18 protein-coding genes are annotated in these 20,812 nt (G+C 69.3%); 3 read left to right on the top strand and 15 right to left on the bottom strand.

The window, feature by feature from the left end; genetic code table 11:
* Positions 1-293: 293 nt before the first annotated feature.
* The 4 genes from dapB to uvrB form a co-directional block, all read right to left on the bottom strand.
* Entirely contained in the window at positions 294-1,073 is a 780-nt protein-coding gene (gene dapB / locus V6B97_RS06750) for a 4-hydroxy-tetrahydrodipicolinate reductase (protein WP_333505729.1), read from the bottom strand.
* An 83-nt stretch (positions 1,074-1,156) separates the two neighbouring features.
* Positions 1,157-3,430 (bottom strand): NAD-dependent DNA ligase LigA, encoded by a 2,274-nt coding sequence (gene ligA, locus V6B97_RS06745; protein WP_333505728.1) that lies wholly within the window; start codon positions 3,428-3,430, stop codon positions 1,157-1,159.
* Positions 3,427-4,260: a hypothetical protein gene (locus tag V6B97_RS06740; protein WP_333505727.1), complete on the bottom strand. Its 834-nt coding sequence runs from the start codon at positions 4,258-4,260 to the stop codon at positions 3,427-3,429. Before V6B97_RS06740 ends, ligA begins: the two co-directional genes overlap by 4 nt.
* A 17-nt stretch (positions 4,261-4,277) precedes the next feature.
* Positions 4,278-6,332 carry an excinuclease ABC subunit UvrB gene (gene uvrB / locus V6B97_RS06735; protein ID WP_333505726.1) on the bottom strand — a complete coding sequence of 685 codons (2,055 nt, stop codon included), beginning with the start codon at positions 6,330-6,332 and terminating at the stop codon, positions 4,278-4,280.
* A 226-nt stretch (positions 6,333-6,558) separates the two neighbouring features.
* Between uvrB and V6B97_RS06730 the strand changes: the two genes are divergently transcribed.
* Complete coding sequence (locus V6B97_RS06730) at positions 6,559-7,080, top strand: hypothetical protein (protein WP_333505725.1); 522 nt, start codon at positions 6,559-6,561, stop codon at positions 7,078-7,080.
* Between the two features lie 55 nt (positions 7,081-7,135).
* Here V6B97_RS06730 and aat read toward each other — a convergent pair whose 3' ends face one another.
* The 4 genes from aat to V6B97_RS06710 all read right to left on the bottom strand — a co-directional run bounded on the left by aat (position 7,136) and on the right by V6B97_RS06710 (position 11,697).
* Positions 7,136-7,957 carry a leucyl/phenylalanyl-tRNA--protein transferase gene (aat, locus tag V6B97_RS06725; RefSeq protein WP_333505724.1) on the bottom strand — a complete coding sequence of 274 codons (822 nt, stop codon included), beginning with the start codon at positions 7,955-7,957 and terminating at the stop codon, positions 7,136-7,138.
* The gene (gene clpA, locus V6B97_RS06720) at positions 7,954-10,368 is read right to left on the bottom strand and encodes an ATP-dependent Clp protease ATP-binding subunit ClpA (RefSeq protein WP_333505723.1); all 2,415 of its coding nucleotides are present in this window, start codon (positions 10,366-10,368) and stop codon (positions 7,954-7,956) included. Before clpA ends, aat begins: the two co-directional genes overlap by 4 nt.
* 1 nt (position 10,369) lies before the next feature.
* On the bottom strand, positions 10,370-10,672 hold the full coding sequence (locus V6B97_RS06715) for an ATP-dependent Clp protease adaptor ClpS (protein ID WP_007521932.1): 303 nt from the start codon (positions 10,670-10,672) through the stop codon (positions 10,370-10,372).
* Positions 10,673-11,010: 338 nt separating this feature from the next.
* Positions 11,011-11,697 (bottom strand): class IV adenylate cyclase, encoded by a 687-nt coding sequence (locus tag V6B97_RS06710; RefSeq protein WP_333505722.1) that lies wholly within the window; start codon positions 11,695-11,697, stop codon positions 11,011-11,013.
* A gap of 132 nt (positions 11,698-11,829) precedes the next feature.
* Here V6B97_RS06710 and crcB point away from each other — a divergent pair, with 132 nt between their 5' ends.
* Positions 11,830-12,204, top strand: coding sequence for a fluoride efflux transporter CrcB (gene crcB / locus V6B97_RS06705; RefSeq protein WP_333505721.1), 375 nt, complete (start codon positions 11,830-11,832; stop codon positions 12,202-12,204).
* 59 nt (positions 12,205-12,263) lie between these two features.
* Complete coding sequence (locus tag V6B97_RS06700; RefSeq protein ID WP_333505720.1) at positions 12,264-12,668, top strand: DUF190 domain-containing protein; 405 nt, start codon at positions 12,264-12,266, stop codon at positions 12,666-12,668.
* A gap of 67 nt (positions 12,669-12,735) precedes the next feature.
* Here the strand turns inward: V6B97_RS06700 and V6B97_RS06695 are convergent, their stop codons facing one another.
* The 7 genes from V6B97_RS06695 to V6B97_RS06665 form a co-directional block, all read right to left on the bottom strand.
* On the bottom strand, positions 12,736-13,272 hold the full coding sequence (locus V6B97_RS06695) for a GNAT family N-acetyltransferase (RefSeq protein WP_333505719.1): 537 nt from the start codon (positions 13,270-13,272) through the stop codon (positions 12,736-12,738).
* Between the two features lie 109 nt (positions 13,273-13,381).
* Entirely contained in the window at positions 13,382-14,059 is a 678-nt protein-coding gene (locus V6B97_RS06690) for an NAD(P)/FAD-dependent oxidoreductase (RefSeq protein WP_333505718.1), read from the bottom strand.
* Positions 14,060-14,103: 44 nt separating this feature from the next.
* Entirely contained in the window at positions 14,104-15,180 is a 1,077-nt protein-coding gene (locus V6B97_RS06685) for a protein-glutamate methylesterase/protein-glutamine glutaminase (protein WP_333505717.1), read from the bottom strand.
* Positions 15,177-16,064, bottom strand: a complete 888-nt coding sequence (locus V6B97_RS06680) for a CheR family methyltransferase (protein WP_333505716.1) — start codon at positions 16,062-16,064, stop codon at positions 15,177-15,179. The genes V6B97_RS06685 and V6B97_RS06680 overlap by 4 nt, the downstream gene beginning before the upstream one ends.
* The gene (locus tag V6B97_RS06675) at positions 16,061-18,235 is read right to left on the bottom strand and encodes a chemotaxis protein CheA (protein WP_333505715.1); all 2,175 of its coding nucleotides are present in this window, start codon (positions 18,233-18,235) and stop codon (positions 16,061-16,063) included. Before V6B97_RS06675 ends, V6B97_RS06680 begins: the two co-directional genes overlap by 4 nt.
* 146 nt (positions 18,236-18,381) lie before the next feature.
* Entirely contained in the window at positions 18,382-18,744 is a 363-nt protein-coding gene (locus V6B97_RS06670; RefSeq protein WP_333505714.1) for a response regulator, read from the bottom strand.
* Between the two features lie 45 nt (positions 18,745-18,789).
* The gene (locus tag V6B97_RS06665; RefSeq protein ID WP_333505713.1) at positions 18,790-20,607 is read right to left on the bottom strand and encodes a methyl-accepting chemotaxis protein; all 1,818 of its coding nucleotides are present in this window, start codon (positions 20,605-20,607) and stop codon (positions 18,790-18,792) included.
* Positions 20,608-20,812: the final 205 nt, after the last annotated feature.

Genomic DNA, 20,812 nt, shown 5'->3' with positions numbered 1-20,812 from the left:
AGTATGGGGGAGGGGGGAAAAAACTTTCCCAAACTTTTTCGCCCCCCTCCCCGAGCCCCTCCCCTCTCTTTCAAAACGTTTTCATTGGGGCGCACCCCAGTGATGTCATGGTGCAGTATCTGAAAAAGGTTTTCAAAACCACCATACCCCAACCCAATCAAAAAGTTTGGGGGGATGGGGGTACGGGGGAAGGAGACCCTTTGCCTCAGCCGTTAGGCGAGCTTGCGAGCCTTACGGATGAGGACCGCAGAGCGCAAAGGGTCCCTTCCCCCGATTACGCTCCCCAAATACGCCTACAGCATGTCCAGCATGGAATAGAGCGTGCCGGGCTGCTGTTGGGGCAGCCACTTGGCGGCGCGCAGGGCGCCCTGGGCGAAGTTTTCGCGCGAGTGGGCCTGGTGGGTGATTTCGATGCGTTCGCCGGGTCCCATGGCGTAGACGGTGTGCACGCCCACCACGTCGCCGCCGCGAATGGTCTGGATGCCGATTTCCTTTGTGGGCCGTTCGCCGATGATGCCTTCGCGGTGGTAGTTGGCGACGGCGGGCAGATCCCAGCCGCGCGCCTCGGCCAGGCATTCGGCAAGGCGCAGGGCGGTGCCGCTGGGCGAATCCTTCTTGCGGTTGTGGTGCAGTTCCACCATTTCCAGGTCGTACTGGTCGCCCAGTTGCTGCACCAGCAGGGGCAGTATCTTGAGCAGCACGTTGACGCCGATGCTCATGTTGGGCGCCCAGAAGATGCGCGCGGTGGCGGCGAGGTCGGCCAGTTCCGCCTTCTGTTCGGCGCTGAGGCCCGTGGTGCCGATGACGTGCGACACGCCCGCCTTGGCGGCGGCGCGGGCGTTGGCCAGGCTGGCCTCTGGCGAGGTGAAGTCCACCACCACGCCGCCGGGCACCTGGGCGAAGATGGCCTCGGGGTCGCTGCCGGCGGGACATTTCCACACGTCGAGCGAGGCCAGGCGTTCGGGACGTTCGACGACGGCGGCCAGTTGCAGGGCCGGGTCTTCCTGCGCCAGGCGGCAGATGGTGGACCCCATGCGGCCACCGGCGCCCGTGACGATGATCGAAGTGCTCATGCTCGCTCCTTATGCGTTTGCGCGCGCCGCAGAAACCCGGAACGCGGCCCGGCGTGCGCGGCGTCTGGTCGGGAAAATCCGGTCTAGATCAGGGAATGCTGGTCTTTGTTACGGGACACGGACGGTGAAGCCGCTGAATCTGCCCCGCCGGGCACGCCGGAAGACGCGCCTGAAGACGCATCGGCAGGCGTGGTTGCGGGCGCATTCCCGCCCCTGCCTTCCAGCAGGTCCAGGAATTCCTGTTCCCGCAGTACCCGTATGCCGAGTTTCGTGGCCTTGTCGAGCTTTGAGCCGGGCTTGTCGCCCACCACCAGCAGATCCAGTTTCTTGCTCACCCCGCCGAGGATGTGCGCCCCGGCGGCCACGGCGCGCCGCTCCGCCTCGGAGCGGGTGAGCGTGGCCAGCGAGCCGGTGAACAGCACCCCGAGCCCGGCCAGAGGGCCGCTGACTCCGCCCGGCGCGGCTCCGGACTCCGCTTCCTGACCGACAGGCCACAGGCCCACGGCCCGCAGCCGTTCCAGCAGGGCGCGGTTGCCTTCGTTGGCGAAGAAGGCGCGGATGGATGCGGCCACCTCCGGCCCGATGTCCGGCAGTTGTTGCAGCGTTTCAGCCTCGGCCGCACCCAGCGCGTCGAGGTCGACGAAGTGGATGGCCAGGGTGCGCGCGGTCTGCTCGCCCACGTGGCGAATGCCCAGCGCACAGATGAGCCGGGCCAGCGAGGCCCCGGTGCGCGCCGCCTCGAACGCGGCGATGAAGTTTTCCGCCAGCTTGGGACCCATGCGCTCGAAGGCCAGCAGGGTCTGCTTGTCCAGTCCGAACAGGTCCGCCGGGCTGGCCACCTTGCCCCGGTCCACCAGCAGTTCCACCCACCTGCGGCCCACGCCCTGGATGTCCAGTCCGGCCTTGGACACGAAGTGGATGATGGACTGGCGCACCACGGCGGGACAGCCCACGTTGACGCAGCGCCAGGCGGCCTCGCCCGGTTCGCGGCGCACCGGAGTGTGGCAGACCGGGCATTCCTGGGGAAATTCGAATTCCGGCAGGCCGTCAACAGGACGGTGCTCGGGCAGGGGGCGCACCACCTCGGGGATCACGTCGCCCGCGCGCTGCACCACCACCATGTCGCCCACGCGCAGGTCCTTGGCACGGATTTCATCCTCGTTGTGCAGGGTGGCGCGCGACACGGTAACCCCGCCCACGGCCACGGGGGCAAGTTCCGCTACCGGGGTGAGCACCCCCGTGCGGCCCACCTGGATGGCGATGTGTTCCAGCCGGGTTGTGGCCTGGTGCGCCGGAAACTTCAGGGCGATGGCCCAGCGCGGGGCGCGGGCGGTGTAGCCCAGCGCGGCCTGCGCGGCCAGGTCGTCCAGCTTGGCCACCACGCCGTCGATGTCGAAAGGCAATTCGGAGCGGCGGCGGCTCAGGTCTTCGTAATAGGCCATGACCTCTGCCGGGGTCTGGCAGCGGCGCGCGTCGGGCGGGGTGCCGAAGCCGTAGTCCGCCAGCGCGGCCATGACCTGTCCGTGGGTGGCCCAGCGGGCTTCGGGGCCTTGCGCGCCGGACTCTATACCGGGTGTCCCTGCGGGCCAGATCACCTGCCCCACCCCGTAGGCCAGAAAGCGCAACGGGCGCCCGGCCGTGATCGAGGCATCCAGTTGGCGCACCGACCCGGCAGCCGCGTTGCGCGGATTGGCGAACAGCTTTTCGCCCGCGCCGCGCCGGGCGGTGTTGAGGGCCTCGAATTCCGCGCGGGTGATGACCACCTCGCCGCGCACTTCCAGGCGAACCGGATGCGGCCCCTCTCCGTGCAGGCGCAGCGGCAGGTTGCGCACGGTGCGCATGGCCGTGGTGACGATTTCGCCCTTCTCGCCGTCGCCGCGCGTGAGGGCGGTGGTGAACACCCCATTCTCGTAGATCACTTCCAGCGCCAGGCCGTCCATCTTAGGGTCGCACCAGAAGGCCGTGGGAGCGTCCGGCTCCGCCCGCAGCATCCGCTGGATGAAGACATCCCACTCTTCCGCCGAAAAGGCGTTGTCCAGGCTGTACATGCGCAGGGTGTGGGGCTGCGTTTCCAGCGCGGCCACCACGGCGTCGCCCACCCGGTGGGTGGGCGAATCGGGCGTGCGCAACGTGGGCCATTCCGCCTCGATGTCCTGCAATTCGCGGAACAGGGCGTCGTACTCGGCGTCGGAGATTTCCGCGTCGTCCAGCACGTAGTAGCGGTGACTGTGGTAGTTCAGCAGTTCGCGCAGGGATTCGGCGCGGGCGGCCACGTGGGCGGGGGCGGATTCGGGCGCGGCGTCCTGTCCGGCAGCGGATGCGGCGGACGCCGGGGAGATATCGTCGGTACTGCTCACAGCGTGGTCTCGTCGATCCATTGGTGTTGCAGGCGGGCCACCTCGTCGCGCCATGCGGGGCCGAGGCGGCGGGTCATGTACTCGTGTTCGGCGCGGGCGGCAGCATCCATGAAGCCGTCCACGGACCGTGCCGTGGTGTGGTAGCGGTGCCGGACCACCAGTTGATGGTCCACCACCACCGGCCAGCCCGCCCGGTGCGCCCGTAGCGAAAGCCAGACGTCCACCCCGTAGCCGCGCGGGTTGTCGGCGCAGTCCGCACCGCCCACCTCGCGGGCGCATTCCAGGTCGATGAGCGGGGCGATGCCGTCCACCAGCGCCACCCGCCGGTACTGGATGCGGGCATCGCGCACCATCTGCGGATGGTAGGGGTTGCGGTCCACCGCCGGGGCGTACACCCCCACCCTGCCGCCCTTGCCTGAAGTCCCGCCCGGCCCGCGCGCGGCCAGCGCCGCGCCGATGCGGGCCATGCGCAGGGCCGCCCGCGCCACCAGCGGCGGGCGCGTCTCGAAGGAAATGTCGTTGTTCAGGAACCACAGGTGCGTGCAGCCCATGTCCCGCGCCGCGTCCAGGCACCAGGCCAGCGCGCCGCCCCAGAACAGGTTGTCCGGCAGCCTGCGCCACGCGCCGATGGCCGGGCGCGGGGCCGCGTTGTCCAGCACCAGCACCCGTTGCGCGTGGTCCGGGTCGGCCCGGCGCAGGGCAGCGGCCAGATTGGCGGCCAGGGCCGGATCGCCGTAGTGCAGGATGACCGTGGCGATGACGGGGGGCAGGACCGGCGCGTCCGGCGTATCCGGTGCGTCCGGCGGTGCAGGGCCATTGGTATTCGTCACGGTGTCTCCTGCCGCCCCTACCCCGCTGCCGCGTCGGCCACCGGCGCCCCCAGCAGATGCTGCCGCAGCAGCCGGATGCGGTCGCGCAGTTCCGCCGCGCGCTCGAATTCCAGTTCCTTGGCGGCCTCGCGCATGTCGCGTTCCAACTGCTGGATCTGTTTTGCCAGTTCGTGCGGGTCCGCGCTCCACGGGGCCAGGGTTTCCGCCGCCTGCGCCGCGCCCTTGCGCCCCTTGCCCTTGCGGCCCTTGGCCTCGGCCGCTTCGGCGTAGATGGCGTCGAACGGGGTTTCCACCGCCTTGCGGATGGTGGCGGGCACGATGTGGTGCGCCTCGTTGTAGCCGGTCTGCCGTTCGCGCCGCCGGGCCGTCTCGTCCATGGCGGCCTGCATGGAGCGGGTCACCACGTCCGCGTACATGAGCACCCGGCCTTCCACGTTGCGCGCCGCGCGGCCGAAGGTCTGGATGAGCGAACCCGTGGAGCGCAGGAAGCCCTCCTTGTCCGCATCGAGTATGGATACCAGAGAAACTTCCGGGATATCAAGACCTTCACGCAGCAGGTTGATGCCCACCAGCACGTCGAATTCCTTGCGGCGCAACGCCTGGATGATGGCCATGCGTTCCATGGTGTCGATGTCGGAATGCAGGTAGCGCGCGGCCACGCCCATCTCGTTGAGGTACTCGGTAAGGTCTTCGGCCATGCGCTTGGTGAGCGTGGTCACCAGCACCCGCTCGTCGCGGGCGGCGCGCAGGCGGCATTCGCCCAAAAGGTCATCGACTTGTCCCTTCGTGGGCCGCACCTCCACGATGGGGTCCACCAAGCCGGTGGGCCGGATGATCTGCTCGGCCACGATGCCCTGCGAGCGGTCCAGTTCCCACTTGCCCGGCGTGGCCGAGACGTACACGGTCTGGTTCAGCCGGGCCAGGAATTCGTGGAATTCCAGCGGCCGGTTGTCCAGCGCCGAAGGCAGGCGGAACCCGTAGTCCACCAGGGTGGACTTGCGCGAACGGTCGCCCTTGTACATGGCCCCCACCTGCGAGACCGTGATGTGCGATTCGTCCACGAACAGCAGGAAGTCGTCCGGAAAGTAGTCCAGCAAGCACGAGGGCGGGTCCCCGGCCTTGCGGCCGTCCAGATGGCGCGAATAGTTCTCCACGCCGTTGCAGTAGCCCATTTCCTCCATCATCTCGAGGTCGAGCATGGTGCGCTGTTCCAGCCGCTGCGCCTCCACCAGGCGGTTGCCGCCCTTCAGTTCGCGCAGGCGTTCGCCCAGTTCGTCGCGGATGTCGGAGATGGCGCGGACAAGGTTGTCGCGGTCGGACACGTAGTGGCTGGCGGGGTAGATGACCGTCTTGCCCACGGAGGCCAGCGCCTCGCCGGTGAGCGGGTCGATCTCGCTGATGGCGTCGATGTCGTCGCCGAAGAATTCGATGCGCAGCGCCCGCTCGTGGTGGTAGGCGGGAATGATTTCCAGCACGTCGCCGCGCACCCGGAAGGTGCCGCGATGGAAGTCGTAGTCGTTGCGCTCGTACTGCACCTCCACCAGCCGGGTGATCAGCGCGTCCATGGACAGCCGCTGCCCGGTTTCCACGGGGATGACCAGCTTGGCGTAGTATTCCGGCGAGCCCAGGCCGTAGATGCACGACACCGAGGCCACGATGACCACGTCGCGCCGGGTGAGCAGCGCGTGGGTGGCCGCGTGACGCAGCTTGTCGATGTTGTCGTTGATGGACGAATCCTTCTCGATGTACGTGTCCGACGCGGGCACGTAGGCTTCCGGCTGGTAGTAGTCGTAATAGCTGACGAAGTATTCCACCGCGTTCTCCGGGAACAGCTGGCGGAACTCGTTGTACAACTGGGCGGCCAGGGTCTTGTTGGGGGCCAGCACCAGGGCGGGCCTGCCGCAGCGGGCGATGACCTGGGCCATGGTGAAGGTCTTGCCCGAGCCGGTGACGCCCAGCAGCACCTGGTCCGTCACGCCCGCCTCGATGCTGGAGACGATCTGGTCGATGGCTTCGGGCTGGTCGCCGCGCGGTTCGTACTCGGTGCGCAGGATGAACGGGGATTGGGTCATGTGGATATCCGTGGCCCGCTGGCGGGCCGGTGTGCTTTCCTTGCTGCGTTCACGGGTGCGCGGGCCATGCCCGCCGCCGTCGGCGAAGCGGGGCCGTTCCGGCGGCAACCGCCCCCTTCCATCCGCCGGAAAGATGGTCTAGAAAATCCGGAAGCGGCACGGCCCGTTGCCCGGCGCGGGGGTGTCCCGCACGGGCGGCCCGCCCGGAACCACGCATGGAGCCCGCATGGAACTGAACGTCATTCCCGTGGAAGGCACGCCCCCGGTGGCGCGCATCCACGTCATATCCGTCACCATCCGCACCTTCAAGGGGCGGCGCAACGTGCAGGCCCACCTTTTCCGGCTGTCCGGAGAGGCCGAGACGGCCGAGGGCCTGGCCGCCCTGCGGGCCGTGCCCGGCCTGGTGGGCGCGGCCCTGGAACCCAACGCGCCGGGGGCCGACGACCTGACCGGCCCCGAGGCGGAGACCGACGCCCTGCGCACGGTGCTGGAAGCCTTCACCGAGGCGGAGCGCGACGCGGTGGTGGACTACCTTTCGCAACGCTACGCCGACCGGCTGACCTGCGTCATCGCCTGTCCGCTGCAACTGCCCGTGCCGCGCGGGGTGGTGCCCTTCTCCGCCCTGCCGGAAGGCAAGACCATGGGGGTCATCCGCTTCGACGAGGTGCCCCGCTACCCGCTGCCCTTCGCCATTCGCGGCTTCTACGACCTGGCCCAGCACGAACCGCTGGTGCACGAGCAGGAATAACCCGCCCCGCCGCAACACGCCACGGGGCTGCGCTCCACGGGCCGTCTTTCCCCCGCTACAAGGGCCGGAAACCGGCCGGGACGCGCCAGTACCCGGCCGGTTTCGCATCCGGCGGAAGTATCCACGGGGCCTGCGGTCCCGGCATCAGCGGGCGCGCGGGCAATCCGGAAACGTCCGGACAGCGCGCCTCGCTGCCGTCGGCCAGGCGCAACGCGCCGCGCAGCCCTTCCGCCAGCCGGGCCAGGAATTCGGGGCGGGGCAGTTCCCGCGCGCCAAAGCGCACCATGTGCGGGGTGGTCTGCTGGCAGTCGATGAGGGTGCAGCCCGCATGGCGCAGCCACGCGGCCAGCCAGGTGAAGGCCACCTTGGAGGCGTCGGGCGCGAGGTGGAACATGGATTCACCGTAGAACACCCCGCCCAGGGCCACGCCGTACAGCCCGCCCACCAGCCTGCCGCCCTGCCACGCCTCCGCCGAATGGGCCATGCCCAGGCGGTGCAACGCCTCGTAGGCGTTGATCATGGCGGGCACCAGCCAGGTGTCGCGCTGCCCCTGCCGGGGGGTGGCCGCGCAGCGCCGGATGACCAGCGCGAACGCCTTGTCGAAGGTGACCTCGAAGGAATCCGCCCGGATGCGCCGCGCCAGGCTGCGCGGCACGTGCAGTTCATCCGGCAGCAGCGCGCAGCGCGGGTCGGGCGACCACCACAGGATGGGCGTGCCCCTGTCGTACCACGGAAAGATGCCGCGCATGTAGGCGGCCGCCAACCGGGCGGGCGAAAGATCGCCCCCCACGGCCAGCAATCCTTCGGGCGGCGCGGCGGCCGGATCGGGGAAGTCGGAACCGTCCCCGGTCATCCGGCCCAGCACGCGCACGTTCATTTTTCGGTGGCGACGGTGTCGCCGCCAAGCGGCTCGTAACGGAACACCAGCCCCAGCCCGGCAAGGCCCTGCTGGCCGTCGGGCAGCGCCCCCTTGGCGGCGGTTACCGGGGCGGCATCCTTCGCCGCGCCCTTGCCCTTCCCCTTGCGGGCGGGCTTGACGGGCGCGGCTGCCGCCTCCGGCGCGGCCACGTCCACGATGGCCGTGCCGCCCTTGCGCAGTTTGCCGAACAACACTTCGCGGGCCAGTTCGTCTTCCAGCGCAGTGCGGATCACCCGGCGCAGCGGGCGCGCCCCGAAGGCGGGCTCGAAGCCCTTCTCGGCCAGGCGCGCGCGGGCCGCCGGGGTCAGTTCCAGGCGCACGCGGCGGTCCTTGAGCCCGGCCTCCAGTTCCAGCACGAACTTGTCCACGATGCGTTCCATGACCGGGGTGGTCAGCCCGGCGAAGGGCACCATGGCATCGAGGCGGTTGCGGAATTCCGGGCTGAACATGTTCTCCACGGCCTTGCGGCCCTTGCCCGCCACGTCTTCCAGCGCCGTTGCGCCGAAGCCGATGGACGGCGCGCTCATCTCGCGCACGCCCGCGTTGGAGGTCATGATCAGCACCACGTTGCGGAAGTCCGCCTTGCGCCCGGTGTTGTCGGTGAGCGTGGCGTAGTCCATGACCTGCAACAGGATGTTGAAGATGTCCGGGTGGGCCTTTTCGATTTCGTCCAGCAGCAGCACGGTGTACGGCTGCTTGCGGATGGCCTCGGTCAGCAGGCCGCCCTGGTCGAACCCCACGTAGCCGGGGGGCGCGCCGATGAGCCGGGACACGGAATGCTTTTCCATGTACTCGCTCATGTCGTAGCGCACGAAGCCGATGCCCATGACCTCGGCCAGGCGGCGGGCCAGTTCGGTCTTGCCGACCCCCGTGGGGCCGTAGAACAGGAAGCACCCGGTGGGCCGGTCTTCGCGGCCCAGGCCCGCCCGCGCGCGCAGGATGGCCCGCGACAGGATGCCCACGGCCGCGTCCTGCCCGAAGACCACGCGCCGCAAATCCTCGTCCAGGGTACGCAGGCGGTCGCGGTCGCTGGACGACACCGTGCGCGACGGTATCTGGGCCATGCGCGCCACCACCTTTTCCACGTCCTTCACGCCGATGGCGGCGTCCGAGGCCGAAGCCGCACGCCCCCCCCGCCGCAGCCGGGCCGCCGCGCCCGCCTCGTCCAGCACGTCGATGGCCTTGTCCGGCAGCAGCCGTTCGGTGATGTACCGGGCGGAAAGCTCCACGGCCGCGCGCAGGGCGGGCAGCGTGTAGCGCACCTTGTGGTGGTCCTCGTAGTAGGGGCGCAGGCCCTTGAGGATGTCCACGCATTCGTCCTGCGAGGGTTCCTGCACGTCGATCTTCTGGAACCGGCGCGACAGGGCGCGGTCCTTCTCGAAGTGGTTGCGGTACTCCTCGTAGGTGGTGGACCCGATGCAGCGGATGCTGCCGTCGGCCAGCACGGGCTTGAGGATGTTGGAGGCATCCATGGAGCCGCCGCTGGTGGAGCCCGCGCCCACGATGGTGTGGATTTCGTCGATGAACAGGATGGCCCCCGGCACCTTGCCGAGGTCGGTGATGACGCCCTTCAGCCGCTGCTCGAAGTCGCCCCGGTACTTGGTGCCCGCCAGCAGCGCGCCCATGTCCAGGGCGAAGATGCGCACGTCGCGGAATTCCTCGGGCACGTCGCCGCGCGCCACGCGCAGGGCCAGCCCTTCGGCGATGGCGGTCTTGCCCACGCCGGGGTCGCCCACGTACAGCGGGTTGTTCTTGCGCCGCCGGGCCAGCACCTGGATGGTCCGTTCCAGTTCCCCGGCCCGCCCGATGAGCGGGTCGATGCGGCCGTCGCGGGCGCGGGCGGTAAGGTCCACGGTGAACTTTTCCAGCGCGTCGATGCGCGGCGAATCGGGCGCACCCTCCTCGCCGTCGGCGTCGCCGGAGCCGTCCCCCTCCCCGCCCTCGGGCATGCCGTGCGAGATGTGCTGCAACACGTCCAGCCGGGTCACCCCCTGCGATTTCAGGAAATAGGTGGCGTAGGCGTCGTCTTCCTCGAAGATGGCTGCCAGCACGTCGCCGATCTCCACGGCGGCCTTGCCCGCCGACTGCATGTGGCGGATGGCCCGCTGCAACACGCGCTGCACGCCCAGGGTCTGCACCACTTCGGTGGGGGTGTCGGCGGGCAGCGGTTCCAGGTGGGTGGCGAAAAAGGTTTCCAGGCGCAGGCGCAGGGCCTTCACGTCCACCCCGACGGATTCGAGGATGGACTTGCCCGCGTCCTCGCCGGAGATGGCGTAGAGCAGATGCTCCAGCGTCAGGAACTCGTGGTTGCGCGTCCGCACGTCGTTGACGGCGGCGGTAAGCGCTGCTTCAAGGCGTCTTCCGATCATGTCATACCTCTTCGAGGGTGCAGCGCAGTGGATAGCCTTCGCGCCGGGCGCGGGCATGCACGAGGGCGACCTTGGTCTCGGCCACCTCCGCCGTGTACACCCCGCATTCGCCGACGCCCTTCTCGTGGACGGCCAGCATGATGCGCGTCGCCTCGTCGGGCGTTCTGCGGAACACCTCGACCAGAATCGACACCACGAACTCCATGGTCGTGTAGTCGTCGTTGTGCAGGAGCACCCGGAACATCCGGGGCTCGCGCACCTCGTCCTCGATGAGGAGCTCCGTGTCCCGGCCGCCATCCGGCATGTCCGGCGGGCCTGCCGGACCAGATGGACCTGACGGATCTGACGGACCGGCCATGCGGGCCGGAACGGACGGGAAACGATACTCGTCGAAATGGGTGTTCATGGGTGCTCGTTTCGCTGTTTCCGGGTGGCCTGCGGCGGCCGCGCCCCGTCATGCCCCTTCGAAATGCGGGCAATGCGGACGGGGTGACGCGGGCCGGGCGCGGGCACGCCCATATACTAACATCGCGCCGCCCGCTGTCGAGGGGCGCGCAGGGGTGACGGCCAGGGCGAAGTCCGCAAAAAAAATCGTGACCGGATCAGGACCGGACATTGGGACCGCAGGGGGACGCTGCCGGATCATTCCGTGCCGGTGGGGCCGTTCCCGCGCCCCCCGCTTCCCCCGCTCCCCCCGCTTCCCCCGCTCCCCCCGTTCCCGAAGACCATCCGGCGGGCGGCGGCCAGCCCGGACGCGTCGAAGGTGAAGTCCTCCGACGGGGGCAGCCCGCGCGCGGCGCGCCACTGGCGGTTCAGGTCGTGATAGGTTGCGGTGGATGCGCGCGCCCTGTCAAGGCCGAGCCGGTCCGCCACGGCCATGATGGCCTCGCGGTCGCCCTCCAGTTCCGCCACCGGGCCGAAGGGCATGGTGTCGAGGCACACGTGCACCCCGTCCAGATGCCACACCTCGCGCACCTTGTCGTAGCCGAAGGCCACGCCGTAGCCCAGGCCGGTCAGCATGCGATGCACGGCGTCGGCGTCGTCCACCCCGGTCTGCACCTCGTCCCACACCTTCACGTCGGCGGGAAGGGGGGCGGCCCCGGCATCGGGCGGCCGCTTCATGGTCAGCACGGCGGCGCGCAGGCCCGGTCCGGCCTTGGTGCGCAGCCGCAACAGGGTATCAGCGGCGCGCAGTCCACGGCCGGGGGTATCGTACACCCGGTTGCATTCAAGGTACGGGCCGCCACCGGCGGCGCCCAGCGCTTGCAATGCGCGGCGAAGCGCGGCAAGGTCCGCCTCGGGGAACTTGATTTCGATTTCCAGCGCCATGTGAACTCCATGGACCGCGTCCCCGCCATTTCCGCGCCCCTGCGCGTCCGGCATCCGGACGGGCCGCCAGGCGGACGAGGAGACGAGGCACGGCCGGACGCCGCATCACGCGGCGCGAGAGAGGGTCTTTTCGTGCAGAAGATCGTCTTGCTGGGCCTTGCGGGCGCCCTGGGCAGCCTGGCCCGCTACGGCCTTGCCGGGTTGGTGCAGCGCGCCACGCCCGGTTCGTTTCCGCTCGGCACGTTCATCGTCAACGTGCTGGGCTGTCTGGCCTTCGGCTTCATCTGGGGGTTCTGCGAAAACCGCATCTCCCTGCACCCGGACGTGCGCGTGGTGCTGCTGACCGGCTTCATGGGCGCGTTCACCACCTTTTCCACCTTCACCTTCGAAAGCCTGGGGCTCATGGAGACCGGGCAGTGGATGGCCTTTGCCCTGTACGCGGGCGGCCAGTTGCTGCTGGGCCTCGCATTGCTGTGGCTGGGCATGGGCGCCGGGCGGCTGGTGTAGGCCCGCCGCGCAACGCGCCGGACACCCGGCATCGCATCCGCAACCGGAAGGAGCACGCCATGCGCATCATCTCTGGCGACGCCCTGCGTCTGCGCATCTACACCGGCGAGCGCGACACCCACAAGGGCCGCTCCCTGCACGAGGTCATCCTGGAATCGGCCCGGCGCGAAGGGCTGGCGGGCGGCACGGTGTTCCGGGGCCTGGCCGGCTTCGGCGCCAACAGCGTGGTGCACACCGCGCGGGTGCTGCGCCTGTCCGAAGACCTGCCCGTCGTGGTCGAGATCATCGACGACGCGGCCAAGATAGAGGCATTCCTGCCCCGCGTCGAGGCGTTGCTGGCCGAAGGGCTGGTGACCGTGGACCCGGTGCGCGTGCTGCTGTACCGCCACGGCCCCGGCAAGGACACGCCCAAGGACACGCCCAGGGAGCCCGCACCGCACGGAAGCGGCAGGCAGGGCATCTAGCCCTTTCGCGCCTCCCCTTCCCTGCGCGCCGCGCAACGGCGGGGCCTCCCGAGTCCGGTCCGCCGTCCTACGCGATGCGCTCCGGCGGTGTTTCGCGCGCGTCCAGCGCCAGTTGCAGGAAGGCGAGGTCGAGCCAGCGGCCGAACTTGCAGCCCACCTCGCGCAGCACCCCCACTTCGGTGAAGCCGAATTTCTCGTGCAATGCGATGGACGCCGTGTTGCCCGCCTCCACGCCCGCGACCATCACGTGCTTTCCCATGTCCCGCGCGCGTCCGATCAGGACGTGCAGCAAGGCCCCGCCCACGCCGCGCCCCCGGCTGTCCCTGTGCACGTACACCGAATGTTCGACGGTGTGGCGATACCCGTCCCAGGCCCGCCAGTCGCCGAACGTGGCGTACCCGAGCACCGTGGGGCCGCCGTCGGCGCCTTCCTCCACGGCCACAAGCACGGGATACCCCGCCGCCCTTCTGTCCGCCAGCCACGCGGCGCGGCCCGCCGCGTCCGTGACGGATTCGTTCCAGATGGCCGTGGTGGTGCGCACCGCGTCGTTGTAGATTGCAACGATTCCCTCGATGTCGCCTGCCTCCGCGTCGCGTATCAGCATCGCTGTCTCCCTTGCGGCTGGCCCACCAACCGTCGCCAACGCAAGCCGGGCGGAGGAAATCCCCCGCCCGGCCGGATGATCGCGCAAAGTCCCTGCTCGCGCCCCGCGCCTACCCGCCGGCGGGCAGCAGCGCGGCGCGGATGGCCTCGATGCCGGTCTTGTCCACGTACCTGGACACGCGCAGCCGTTTGCCGGAATTTTCCCGGTACAGTTCCATGAAGCGCTGCACCAGGTCCAGCGCCGCCTCGCGGGTCAGGTCTTCGGCCAGCACGTCGCCGATGCGCGGGTGCCCGCCCGAGTTGCCGCCCACGATCACGGTCCAGCCGCGCTTGGTGCCCACCAGGCCCACGTCGCGCAGGTAGCTTTCGCCGCAGCACATGGGGCAGCCGGACACGCCGAACTTGACCTTGGCCGGAAAGGGCTGCTCGGCCAGTTTCTGCTCTATCTCGATGCCGAGCCCCAGCGAATCCTGAAGCCCCAGCCTACAGACCGCCGTACCGGGGCAAGCCTGCACATAGTGCACGCACAGTTCCACGGCGCGCCCCACGTCCATGCTCAGGTCTTCCCAGATGGGCTCCACCTGCTCCGCCGTCATGCCCACCAGGGCAAGCCGCTGGCCGGAGGTGATCTTGATGATGGGGATGGAATACTTGCGCGCCGCGCGGGAAATGGCGTCCAGGATGTCGGGCGACAGCATGCCGCAGGGGGTGCGGGGCACGATGGCGTAGGTCTGCTTGTCGCGCTGGAGGATGGCGCCTCTCGGTTCCGGCGTGCCGGTGTCGGTCATGTCCTGTGCTCCTTGGTCCGTGTCGTTGTCGTTGAGGTTTCGTCCTACGCCCCGCAGGCCCGTATGACGGCAGGGGCGATCTCTTCCAGTGAAACCACCTTGCGCACGCCGCCCAGCTTGATGGCCTCCTGCGGCATGCCGAAGACCACGCAGCTGGCCTCGTCCTGGGCGATGGTGTGCGCGCCCACGTCGAACAGTTCCTTCATGCCCGCCGCGCCGTCGTCGCCCATGCCGGTCATGATCACGGCCACGGCGTTGCGCCCGGCGTAGCGCGCGGCGGAACGGAACAGCACGTCCACCGACGGCCGGTGCCTGCGCACCAGCGGGCCTTCGCGCACCTCCACGTAGTAGCGCGAGCCGTTGCGCTTGAGCAGCATGTGCAGGTTGCCCGGCGCGATGAGCGCCTGGCCGCGCCGCATGACGTCGTTGTCCTGCGCCTCCTTCACCGTCACCCGGCAGATGGCGTTGAGCCGGTTGGCGAAGGCGGCGGTGAAGTGTTCCGGCATGTGCTGCACGATGGCGATGGGCGGGCAGTCGGCGGGCAGGGCCTCCAGCACCACGCGCAGGGCTTCCGTGCCGCCCGTGGACGCGCCGATGACCACCATCTTCTCGGTCTGCTGCACCGTGGTGGTCAGCGGGGTGGCGGCGGGCAGCACCGCGTCGGCCGAGAGCTTGGGCGGCACCCCGGCGGCCAGGGGGCTGAGCTTGCGCAGCTTGGAGCGGGCGGCGGCCTTCAGCGCGTCGCAGATGCGGATGCTGGATTCCTCCAGGAACCGCTTGGTGCCCATGCGCGGCTTCTGGATGACCTCCACCGCGCCGTATTCCATGGCCTTGAAGGTGGCCTCGGCCCCCTGCTCCGTCACCGACGAGCAGATCACCACCGGAATGGGGTGCTGGGTCATGATCTTGCGCAGGAAGGTGATGCCGTCCATGCGGGGCATCTCCACGTCCAGCAGGATCACGTCCGGGGCCACGGTCTCCATGCGCTTGGCCGCCACGAACGGGTCCGAGGCGGTGCCGATGAGTTCCAGTTCGTCGTCGCCGGAAACGATGTCGCCCAGCGTCTGGCGGACCAGGGCCGAATCGTCCACCACCAGTACCTTGATGCGGCGCGCGGTCATCGTATCCTCCGGTAGACGGTGGGCGCCACCTGCTCCAGGGGCAGCGCCATGCCGGTAAGGCTTTCGGAGTGGCCGATGAACAGGTGCCCGCCGGGGCGCAGGCACTGGCAGAACCGGCTGAACAGCCCTTCCTGCGTGGGCTTGTCGAAATAGATGATCACGTTGCGGCAGAAAATGATGTCCATGGGCTCCGAAAACCCGAAGGGGTCCATGAAGTTCAGACGTTCGAAGCGCACGGCCGAGCGCAGTTCCGGCCCCATGCGCACCAGGCGGCGCGTACGGTCGCGGCTGCGCAGCAGATAGCGCTTGCGGAAGGGTTCGGGCACGCTGTGCACCCGTTCCTCTTCGTACACGGCGCGCACCGCCTGTTGCAGCGCCCGCGACGAGATGTCCGTGGCCAGGATGGAAAAGGCGAAGCCGGGGGTGCGTTCCGCGTAGTCGCGCAGCACCATGGCCAGGGTGTAGGGCTCCATGCCGATGGAACAGCCCGCGCTCCACACCCGCAGGGTGCGCTGGGCGCGCAGGCGGGCGGCCTCGGACGTCCAGCCGGGCAGCACCGTGGAGGTCAGGTAGTCGAAATGGCGCGGCTCGCGGAAGAATTCCGTGGTGTTGGTGGTCACCACGTCGATGAAGTTGCGCAACTCCTCGTCGAAGCCCTTTTCGGTGAACAGGTAGTCCACGTACTGGTCGTAGCTGGCCATGCCCAGCGCGCGCAGCCGTTTTTGCAGCCGCGCCTCCAGCATCACCCGCTTGGAGCCGGGCAGCTTGATGCCCACCTGCTCGTAGACGAAGCGGCTCATGCGGTCGAACAGCTTCTGCGACATGGGGCCGGGACGGGCGCATCCCGCCGGAAGGGCCGGGCCGTCACTGGGGCCTGGGCTCATGCGCCGCCCCCGTGCGCGGCCACCGGCGCGCGTTGCGCGCGCATGGGCTGGTCGGCCGCAAGCTGCACCAGGCCCGGCACGTCCAGGATCAGGGCCATGCTGCCATCACCCTTGATGGTGGCCCCGGAAATGCCCGGCACGTCCTTGTAGATGCGGCCCAGGCTCTTGATGACCGTCTGGTGTTCGCCCACCACGCAGTCCACCACCAGGCCGAAGCGGCTGCCCTGGGCATCGACCACCACCACCTGCTCGATGGCGGGCGCGGGGCCGGGAGAGGCGAACAGTTCGCGCAGGCGGATGTAGGGCACGATCTCGCCGCGCAGGTTGATGATGCGCTGCCGCCCCTCGCCGGAACCGGGGGTGGCGTGTTCCGCGCATTCCTCCACGTGGTTCAGCGGGATGACGTACGATTCGCCGCCCACCAGCACCTGCAGGCCGTCGATGATGGCCAGGGTCAGCGGCAGGCGGATGGTCAGGGTGGTGCCCTTCCCCACCGCGCTGTCGATCTCTATGCGCCCGCGCAACGCCTCGATGGAGCGCTTCACCACGTCCATGCCCACGCCGCGCCCGGACACGTTGGTGACCTTTTCCGCCGTGGAGAACCCCGCCGCGAAGATGAGTTCCACGGCCTCGCGCGGGGGCAGTTCCACGTCCGGCGCGATGACGCCGCGCCTGCGGGCCGTTTCCAGCACCCGGACCGGGTCGATGCCCGCGCCGTCGTCGGCGATGGTGATCAACACCTCGCCCCCGGCATGGGCCGCCGAAAGGGTTACCGTGCCGGTGCGCGGCTTGCCCGCGGCGGCGCGCGCGTCGGGCGGCTCCACCCCGTGGTCCAGGCTGTTGCGCAGGCAGTGCACCAGGGGGTCGCCCAGGCGTTCGATGACGGTCTTGTCCAGTTCCGTCTCGCCGCCCAGGGTCACCAGTTCCACGTCCTTGCCCAGTTCCGCCGAAAGGTCGCGCACCAGGCGGCGGAACTTGCTGAAGGTGGTGCCGATGGGCAGCATGCGGATGCCCAGGGTGGTGTCGCGCAGTTCGTCGCTGAGCCGTTCCAACTCCTCCACCAGGCCCAGCAGGCCCGGATCGCTGCGCAGGTGCGCGGCCTGCGAAAGCTGGGCCTGCACGATGACCAGCTCGCCCACCAGGTCCACCAGGAAGTCCAGTTTGGAGGCGGCCACCCGGATGCTGGCCCCGGATTCGTCACGGGCCGCGGATTCCTTGTCGCGCGTCTGGCGGATGGTCCGCACGGCCTGCTGCTCGACCAGCGCGGCGTCCACCCGTTCGGGGGGCACCACGCCCGCGTCGGTCAGCAGCCGACCAAGGGGACGCTGCTCGTCCAGCACGCGGTGCAGGTCGTCGGCGCTGACATCGCCGCGCTCGATCAGGATTTCGCCCAGCCGCTTGTAGGCGGCGTCGTCCACGATGCGCGCGTCGTCCACCAGGCGGATGTCGATGTCCGCGTCGTCCTCCACGAACAGGAACACGTCGCGGATGGCGGCCTCGTCCGCTTCGGTGGAAAGCAGCACGTCCCACCACACGTGGCACAGTTCGGGCTGCAACTCGTCGAGGGCGGGCACCTCGCTGAAATGCGGGAATACCTGCGCGCCGCCAAGGTCGCGCAACTCGTCCAGCAGGGCCAGCGGATTGGCCCCGCTGAACAGGATGGACGGCGCGGGACGAAAGCGCACCCGCCAGGTGCGGGTGCAGGGGGGGCACGGCTCTTCCGGTTCCGCCGGGCATTCCGCACCGTCCGCGTCCTGCGCCGGGCCTTGACCGGCGGGCGGGGCCACGGGCACCAGCGCCCGCAGCGAGGCGGTGATGGCGGCGGCGTGCGACAGGTCGGGGGCCTCGCCGCTGACAGCGCAGTGCAGCAGCCGGGCGATGTGGTCGCGCGAGGCCAGGGTCAGGTCCAGCAACTGGCGGGTGACGGGCACCTCGCCGTTGCGCACCCGGTCGAACACCGTCTCCACGTCGTGGGTGAAGTGGGCGATGTCGTCGAAGCCGAACATGGCTCCGGACCCCTTGATGGTGTGCATGGCCCGGAACACGCGCGCCACCAGGTCGCGGTCATCGGGCTGCGCCTCCAGTTCCAGCAGGGCCGTTTCCAGCTCCGCCAGCAGGTCCTGCGCCTCTTCGATGAAGGCTGCCCTGTTTGCGTCTTCCTGCGATTGCATGCGGCACTTCCTTGTCCGGCCGGATTGGCGGGGACGGTCCGGGGATTGCGGCCGGATCGGCCATCAGCCCGGCGTGTACGGTGGCCCGGCGGAGCCGGGACTCGGGCCTTGCACGCCCGGCCCCGTGCCGGACCGCTGTTCCCGGCCTAGCCGAGCACCTTCTTGACCACGGCCAGCAACTGCTCCGGCTGGAACGGCTTGACGATCCACCCCGTGGCCCCGGCGGCCTTGCCTTCCTGCTTGCGGGTGGCCTGCGACTCGGTGGTCAGCATGATGACCGGGATGAACTTGTACGCGGGGTTGGCGCGGATCTGCCTGATCAGTTCGATGCCGTCCATGTTGGGCATGTTCAGGTCGGTGATCACCATCTTGATGGGGCCGGAGAGCTTGCTCACCGCATCCTTGCCGTCCTTGGCCTCGATGACCTCGTACCCGGCGTTGCGCAGGGTGAAGCCGACCATCTGCCGGATGCTCGCCGAATCGTCCACCGTCATGATGAGCTTGCTCATGGAATCCCTCGCGCTCGAATGTTCGGAGTTGGTGGTTTCGCGCCGTCAGAAAAGTTCCACGTTGTCGCCGTAGCCGTCCTCGCCCCCGCCCGCCGGGGCTTCGGCATGGCCGCCGCCCAGCACGCGGCCGTGCAGCACCCGCTCCTGCTCCATGGTATAGCGGTCGCGCATGGCGGCCAGGCGGCGCGCCGCGGCTGCCCGCGCCGATGCGGGCAGCCGTTCCCGCAGCATGTCGGCCATCTCGCCCACGTCATCGGCGGCGTCGGAAAGCCCGGCCGCCACCTGCGCGTCGAAGCCCAAATCCTCCACGGCGTGGTCCACGCGGCTGGCCAGTTCGGCGCAGGCCTGGCCCACCCCGGCGAACAGGCGCGCGGCCTCGCCGTTCACCTCGCGCAGGCCGTGGGTAAGCCCTTCCAGTTCACCGGAAATCTCGGAAACCCGCGAGGAATCGAGGTAGGCGGTGGCATAGGTCTTGAGTTGCCCGGCCACGCCGTCCACCTCGCGCAGCAGCGTGGCCAGGGCCGTGGTGCTTTCGCCCGCGTCCTGGGACAGCCGCTGGATGGACGAGGCCAGCACCCCCAGGGCCTTGCCCTTTTCGCCGGTGTGCGCGGCGCGGATGCTGGCGTTGAGCGCGATGAGCTCTATCTCGTCGCCGACGTCTTCGATATCTTCAAGGAAAACGCTCATCTGCGCAACCATTTCGGCCACCTCGCCCATGACGTGGCCCATGCGCTCGCCCTGTTCGGCCAGGGACAGCATGCGCGCGGCTATTTCCGCCACGCTGCGCTCCATGTGGTCGAGCACGGCGGTGCCGCCGCAGTCCTCGCCCAGGCACGATTCGTCGGAAAAGCCGCCGGTGCGCTGCCCCACCCCGCGCACGCTGGCGGCGATGGCCGCAAGTTCGCGCCGCAGCGTGGATACGGCATCGGAAAAGCTGGTCCGGGCGTTGCCCAGCTGGGCCTGTTGCAGGGCGCAGATGTCCGCGGCCACGGCCAGTTCCACGGCCAGCGCCCCGTCGTCCTCCACACCGGCCGCCGCGCCGTCCGCCATATCGTCCACCATACCGTCCGGAGCCCCGTCCAGGCCCGCGCGGGCGTCGGCCAGGGCTTCCTCCACGTGTTCCACCTGCTGGCGCACGATGTCGTGAAACTGCAAGGAACCGATGATCCGCCCCATGGAGGCGGCGATGTCGGCCGTGTGGCCGCGCACGTCCTCCGAGGCCTTGCGGCTGCCTTCGGCCACCTCGTGCAGGGTGTCCATGTTGTCGCGGATGGAGCCGAACACCGAATAGGCGCATTCCCGCTGCATCTCGTGCATCTCGCGGGTGCTGGCCTCGGCCTTTTCGGCCAGCGCGTCCAGCGTTTTCGCCTGCTGCATGATGCGGTCGGAATATTCGACGATCTTGTAGCCCAGCTTTTCCACGTCGTCGGCAAGGGTGCTGAAGCCGCGCCCGTCGGACCCCAGGCGCGCGCTTTCGATGCGCGTGGAAATGCCCAGCATTTGCAGGGTGCGCACCACGCGGGCGTAGTCGCGGATGGACCTGGAAAGTTGCTGCACCAGTTCGCGGGCGCGGGTCAGCATGGCGAGGTCCACGGCGTCCTCGTCCACGTGGCAGAGGGTCTGCATGGCGTCCAGTTCCGCCACCAGTTCTTCCAGGATGTGGCGCACGGTGTCGCCCGAGGCGATGTGGTTCAGCCTCTGGCTGTCGGCGGCGATGTCCTGCACCCGCCGGGCCACGTCCTGCAATTCCGCGCCGAGGGCGAGAAAATCGTCCTCGCGCTGCTGCACCAGCCGGGCAAGCCCGCTGCCCACGCGCCCAAGCCGCTCGCGCACTTCCCGTGCCAGCGCCGTGTATTCCTGCATCTGCGTCCCGTCTCCAGTGGTTGCCGCCTCTCGCGCGGCCGATGCCCGGACGCGGCGGCGTCCGTCGTGTTCCGCACCCGTGGCCGTCCCCCGGCTTCACCCGGCGTCTCCCGTTGCCGGGGCGCGGCCCGGCCTCCCCTTGCCGTGACCTCGACGTTCTTTCGGCCGGACGGGCCGTTGCATTACCCCTGCGCGCCGGCAAGGG

Origin of the sequence: Nitratidesulfovibrio sp. 1201_IL3209 (genome assembly GCF_036763125.1) — a bacterium.
GTDB lineage: Bacteria > Desulfobacterota > Desulfovibrionia > Desulfovibrionales > Desulfovibrionaceae > Cupidesulfovibrio.
The sequence above is the reverse complement of the archived record's forward strand: the minus strand, read 5'-3'. Positions and strand labels throughout refer to the sequence as shown.

Coding starts and splice junctions, on each gene's coding strand:
- dapB (WP_333505729.1), bottom strand. CDS start 1,073: ATGAGCACTTCGATCATCGTCACGGGCGCCGGTGGCCGCATGGGGTCC.
- uvrB (WP_333505726.1), bottom strand. CDS start 6,332: ATGACCCAATCCCCGTTCATCCTGCGCACCGAGTACGAACCGCGCGGC.
- V6B97_RS06730 (WP_333505725.1), top strand. CDS start 6,559: ATGGAACTGAACGTCATTCCCGTGGAAGGCACGCCCCCGGTGGCGCGC.
- aat (WP_333505724.1), bottom strand. CDS start 7,957: ATGAACGTGCGCGTGCTGGGCCGGATGACCGGGGACGGTTCCGACTTC.
- clpA (WP_333505723.1), bottom strand. CDS start 10,368: ATGATCGGAAGACGCCTTGAAGCAGCGCTTACCGCCGCCGTCAACGAC.
- V6B97_RS06715 (WP_007521932.1), bottom strand. CDS start 10,672: ATGCCGGATGGCGGCCGGGACACGGAGCTCCTCATCGAGGACGAGGTG.
- V6B97_RS06710 (WP_333505722.1), bottom strand. CDS start 11,697: ATGGCGCTGGAAATCGAAATCAAGTTCCCCGAGGCGGACCTTGCCGCG.
- V6B97_RS06700 (WP_333505720.1), top strand. CDS start 12,264: ATGCGCATCATCTCTGGCGACGCCCTGCGTCTGCGCATCTACACCGGC.
- V6B97_RS06695 (WP_333505719.1), bottom strand. CDS start 13,272: ATGCTGATACGCGACGCGGAGGCAGGCGACATCGAGGGAATCGTTGCA.
- V6B97_RS06690 (WP_333505718.1), bottom strand. CDS start 14,059: ATGACCGACACCGGCACGCCGGAACCGAGAGGCGCCATCCTCCAGCGC.
- V6B97_RS06685 (WP_333505717.1), bottom strand. CDS start 15,180: ATGACCGCGCGCCGCATCAAGGTACTGGTGGTGGACGATTCGGCCCTG.
- V6B97_RS06680 (WP_333505716.1), bottom strand. CDS start 16,064: ATGAGCCCAGGCCCCAGTGACGGCCCGGCCCTTCCGGCGGGATGCGCC.
- V6B97_RS06675 (WP_333505715.1), bottom strand. CDS start 18,235: ATGCAATCGCAGGAAGACGCAAACAGGGCAGCCTTCATCGAAGAGGCG.
- V6B97_RS06670 (WP_333505714.1), bottom strand. CDS start 18,744: ATGAGCAAGCTCATCATGACGGTGGACGATTCGGCGAGCATCCGGCAG.
- V6B97_RS06665 (WP_333505713.1), bottom strand. CDS start 20,607: ATGCAGGAATACACGGCGCTGGCACGGGAAGTGCGCGAGCGGCTTGGG.